5 protein-coding genes are annotated in these 3,757 nt (G+C 71.1%); 3 read left to right on the top strand and 2 right to left on the bottom strand.

The annotated features are described in order from the left end of the window. On the bottom strand, nucleotides 1–856 hold an 856-nt coding region (locus tag D183_RS0104925; protein ID WP_017908016.1), incomplete at its 3' end, for a LysR substrate-binding domain-containing protein. Nucleotides 857–957: 101 nt separating this feature from the next. Here D183_RS0104925 and D183_RS0104920 point away from each other — a divergent pair. From D183_RS0104920 to D183_RS0104910, 3 genes are read left to right on the top strand one after another with little or no spacing between them, the layout of a single operon-like run. Next, the gene (locus tag D183_RS0104920; RefSeq protein WP_017908015.1) at nucleotides 958–1,299 is read left to right on the top strand and encodes a carboxymuconolactone decarboxylase family protein; all 342 of its coding nucleotides are present in this window, start codon (nucleotides 958–960) and stop codon (nucleotides 1,297–1,299) included. Beyond that, a complete protein-coding gene (locus D183_RS0104915; RefSeq protein ID WP_017908014.1) occupies nucleotides 1,299–1,697 on the top strand; it encodes a tautomerase family protein in 399 nt (132 codons plus the stop codon). Before D183_RS0104920 ends, D183_RS0104915 begins: the two co-directional genes overlap by 1 nt. Beyond that, complete coding sequence (locus D183_RS0104910) at nucleotides 1,694–2,248, top strand: DUF4865 family protein (RefSeq protein WP_017908013.1); 555 nt, start codon at nucleotides 1,694–1,696, stop codon at nucleotides 2,246–2,248. Before D183_RS0104915 ends, D183_RS0104910 begins: the two co-directional genes overlap by 4 nt. Nucleotides 2,249–2,266: 18 nt before the next feature. On the opposite strand, the gene D183_RS0104905 is transcribed toward D183_RS0104910, so the two are convergent. Further along, a complete protein-coding gene (locus D183_RS0104905) occupies nucleotides 2,267–3,274 on the bottom strand; it encodes a pyridoxamine 5'-phosphate oxidase family protein (protein ID WP_017908012.1) in 1,008 nt (335 codons plus the stop codon). Nucleotides 3,275–3,757 lie beyond the last annotated feature (483 nt).

The following is a 3,757-nucleotide window of genomic DNA, read 5'->3' as shown; positions in this document are numbered from 1 at the left end:
CCCCCCCCAGCCGCGCCACCGCCGGCGGCGGCACGGCGGCCGCGCGATGCAGGCTCAGCCCTAGCGCCGGCAACGCGGGCAGGCCGCCGGCGCCGGGCGAGAGCAGGGCCAGTCCGGCCGGCACCCCGGCGGGGGTGCGCAGGGTGATGCCCAATCCGGCGCGGACCGCCGCCCATACGCCGCCGAGGCTGGCGCTGGTGAAGGCGATGCGCCATGGGATGCCGGCGCGGTCCAGGGCGGTGGTCGCGGCCGTGCGCAGCAGGCAGGGGGCTTCCAGCATCACCAATGGCAATGGCGCCGCGCCGCTCCAGTCGGCCACGTCCGGCGCGCTGCGGTCGCCTGCGGCGATCCAGCGCAGCGGCCACGCCGCTTGCGCCTGCCGATGCGCCGAGGCCGCGCCGGAGCCCCAGGCCAGGGCCAGATCCAGGTGCCCGGCCTCCACCCGCGCCAGCAGTTCCTGGTGGCGGGCGATGCGCGCTTCGATCCGCACCCGCGGGTGGGCGCGGGCGAAACGCCCGAGCACGTCCGGCAGCATGTGCTCGCCGAAGTCCTCCTGCAGCCCCAGCCGCACCCAGCCTTGCAGCGCCGTGTCCTGCAGGGCCACGACCGCCTCGTCGTTGAGCTCAAGCAGCCGCCGCGCGTAGCCCAGCAAGGCTTCGCCGGCCTCGGTCAGGGCCAGGCCGCGGCCCTGGCGGCGCAGCACCGGCTGCCCGGCCTGCTCCTCCAGCTTCTTCAGCTGTGCGCTGATTGCCGAGGTGGAGCGCCCGCGGCGCTCGGCCGCCTTGGCGAAGCTGCCCAACTCCACGCCGGCGACGAAGCTGCGCAGCGCGTCGAGGTCGAAGGTGGTGGGGCGCATCGTTCGATCCTGATTTTCCGGACGGTCGTTTCGATATTTTCCGATTTTTCGAAAGGTTGTGCGCGACTAGGCTGTGCCCGTTCCCCCTGCGAGACCTTCCGATGTCCGACCCATCCACGCCGTTTCCTTCCCCGCAGGCCGCGTTCGGCGACATCGCGCCGGCCTTCGCCCGCCTCACCGACGAGGTGCTGTTCGCCGAGGTGTGGCAGCGCCCGGGGCTGTCGCCGCGCGAACGCAGCCTGATCACGCTGGTCGCGCTGTATCGGCTGGAGCAGTTGCCGTTTCACCTGGCCCGCGCATTGGACAACGGCCTGGACCGCGACACCCTGGCCGAGGCCATCACCCACCTGGCGTTCTACGCCGGCTGGCCGTGTGCGGCGTCCGCGCTGCCGTTGCTGCGCACCGCTGCCGCGGCGCGGCCGGCCATGACGGAGATGCGCTGATGCCGTACGCCCGTATCTCGCTGCTGCGCGGCCACGCGCCCACCTACCTGCGTGCGCTGTCGGCCAGCCTTTACCAGGCCATGCACGACGCCTTCGAGGTGCCGGCCGGCGACTGCTTCCAGGTCATCCATCAGCACGACCCGGACGAACTGGTGTTCGACCGCCATTACCTGGGCGGGCCGCGCTCGGACCGTTTCGTGCTGATCGCCATCACCGCCGGCCGCGAACGCAGCGCTGCCTGCAAGCAGGCGTTCTATCGGCGCCTGGTCGAGCTGCTGGCGATCGCGCCTGGAATTCCGCCGGAGGACGTGATGGTCACCATCGTCACCACCGCGGCGCAGGACTGGTCGTTCGGCGGCGGCCGCGCCGGCATCACGGCCCGCGGAGTGCCGGCATGATCGCCATGCAATACAGCATCGCGTTGCCGGCGGACTACGACATGGCGATCATCCGCCGCCGCATCGCCGACAAAGGCCCGTTGCTCGACACGCTGCCGGGGCTGCAGTTCAAGGCCTACCTGGTCGCTGATCGCAGCGATCCACTGCTGCCCGGCCGGCAGAACCTGTATGCGCCGTTCTATCTGTGGCGCGATGCGGTGGCGATGCACGCGTTCCTCGCCGGCCCCGCGTTCGCCGCGCTGTGCGAGGCCTTCGGACGCCCGACCGTGCAGGCGTGGATGGTCGGAACGGCATGGACGTCCGCGGCGCTGCGCTCGGCGCGCTACGCCACCCGCGCGCTTCCGGCGCCAGTGCCAGCCTGCGGAAGCGAGACCGCCGACATGGACGTGCCTGACGAACGCGTGCTGGCCACGGTGTGCGGCTACGAACCGCAGGGATGGACGCGGCTGCGTTTTCATCTGTGGCGCGATCTGCCGCCGGAAGACGCCGCCGCGCACTGCTATGCCGTGCATCACCTCAGCGCGCCCGGCGTGACCGACGCCGCCGGGTGAGCCGGTGGCGTTGGATGCTCAGTACATGTTCTTCTTGTAGTCGGCCTGCAGTCCTTTGCGCACCACGCCGGGCACCGAGACCGCCGCGCGCATCAGGGTGGCCTGTGCGCCGCGCGCGCCGCTGAGCCGGACGTGGTCGCGGAAGATCGCCGGCGGGTCCAGGTCGTGTGCGATGGCGACGGGCGGCCAACGGTCGAAGCGACCGAGCGCGCGGCTGTGCGTCTCTTCGAGGAGCGCCGGCAGCACCCGCACCGCCAGATGCGGAACGCGTCCATCGACGGCGAGCGCGTTGCGGATCGCCTCGTCGGTACTGGGGCGGGCGAGCCCTTCGATGCACACGCAGCGTGCGCTGCCGGGGCGCAGTGCCAGCAGCGCGAGTTGCGGCCGCGCCAGCAGATTGCCCAGGCTGTCGACGCGGCGATTGCCCGGCCGGTCGGCGAACCACCAGGCGTCGCGGTGGGCTTGCAGCAAGGCCCCGGCGCGATCGCCGCGCGGACTGACATCGACGCGGCCCTCGGCATCGGCGGTGGCCAGGATCAGCAGTCGGCAACTGGCGAGCAATCCTTCCGGCGTCTCCGGCGGCGTGGCGCTGGTCTGTGCCTCCGCGTGCCACCAGTCGGCGCGCAGCAGGGCCTTGGCGCAGTGCAGATAGCATTCCTCGACGGCAACGAACACGCGCGTGCCGTCGTCGCCGGCGATGCGGCCATTGATCCGCAGGGTTTCGCCTAATCCGGGCACCAGGAACAGCGAACCGAAGCCGGCGCCGACGTGCGCGTGAACCGTGTCCAGTGCCTGCAGCGGGATCGACAGCAAATGCGGCGTATCGCCGCGCGCGAAGCCGGGTGCACCGCTGCCCGCACTCAATGCCAGGCGTTGGCCGGCGACGCCGGCGAACAGCAAGGGGCTGGCGGCCAGCCAGCGCAGCGCATGCGCGTCCAGGTGGTCGATCACCTTCAGGTCGCGCGGACCGGGCAGGCGGCCCACGCAATCCTGCAGCTGCGCCGCATCGGTGACGAAGTCGGTCATGGCGATGTCTCCCGGAAGCGGAAGACGCCGTGGTCGAGCGAAGCGGGAGAGGTCATCGCAAAGCACTCCTGTGAACGAGCGGGAGGCTTGCGCGAAGGCTGGCGACGCATGGAACCGTACCACAGCGCGGCGGACGCCGCGTCCGGCGACTTACGGTCGTCCTTGGCCAGGCAACACCGTGACAGCGCACCTCTCATCTCCCGGGTGTCCGTTAGGAGCGGCTTCAGCCGCGACAGGGGCGTTCCCGGTGAAGCCCGTCGCGGCTGAAGCCGCTCCTATGCAGCACGCTTTGGCGGATGCAGGTGATGCGAGGTGCCCTACAGCCGCAGTTCGAACCCGAGGTAGGCCGAACGCCCGGGCGCTGGCGAGAACATCGCCTGATTGTTGCCACCCCAGAAGAAGCTGTCGTACCAGACGTAGGCGTAGCGAGCGTCGGTGAGGTTCTTGACCTGCAGGTCGAGGCTGGTGCGCGGACCGAGCTGA

The organism is Xanthomonas sp. SHU 199 (genome assembly GCF_000364665.1).
GTDB classification, from domain to species: Bacteria; Pseudomonadota; Gammaproteobacteria; order Xanthomonadales; family Xanthomonadaceae; genus Xanthomonas_A; species Xanthomonas_A sontii.
Note: the sequence above shows the minus strand (reverse complement) of the source record. Positions and strands in the feature narration are given on the sequence as shown.

Bases quoted from the DNA above. Each gene is read 5' to 3' on its own strand.
- D183_RS0104920 (WP_017908015.1), top strand. From the start codon at position 958: ATGTCCGACCCATCCACGCCGTTTCCTTCCCCGCAGGCCGCGTTCGGC.
- D183_RS0104915 (WP_017908014.1), top strand. From the start codon at position 1,299: ATGCCGTACGCCCGTATCTCGCTGCTGCGCGGCCACGCGCCCACCTAC.
- D183_RS0104910 (WP_017908013.1), top strand. From the start codon at position 1,694: ATGATCGCCATGCAATACAGCATCGCGTTGCCGGCGGACTACGACATG.
- D183_RS0104905 (WP_017908012.1), bottom strand. From the start codon at position 3,274: ATGACCGACTTCGTCACCGATGCGGCGCAGCTGCAGGATTGCGTGGGC.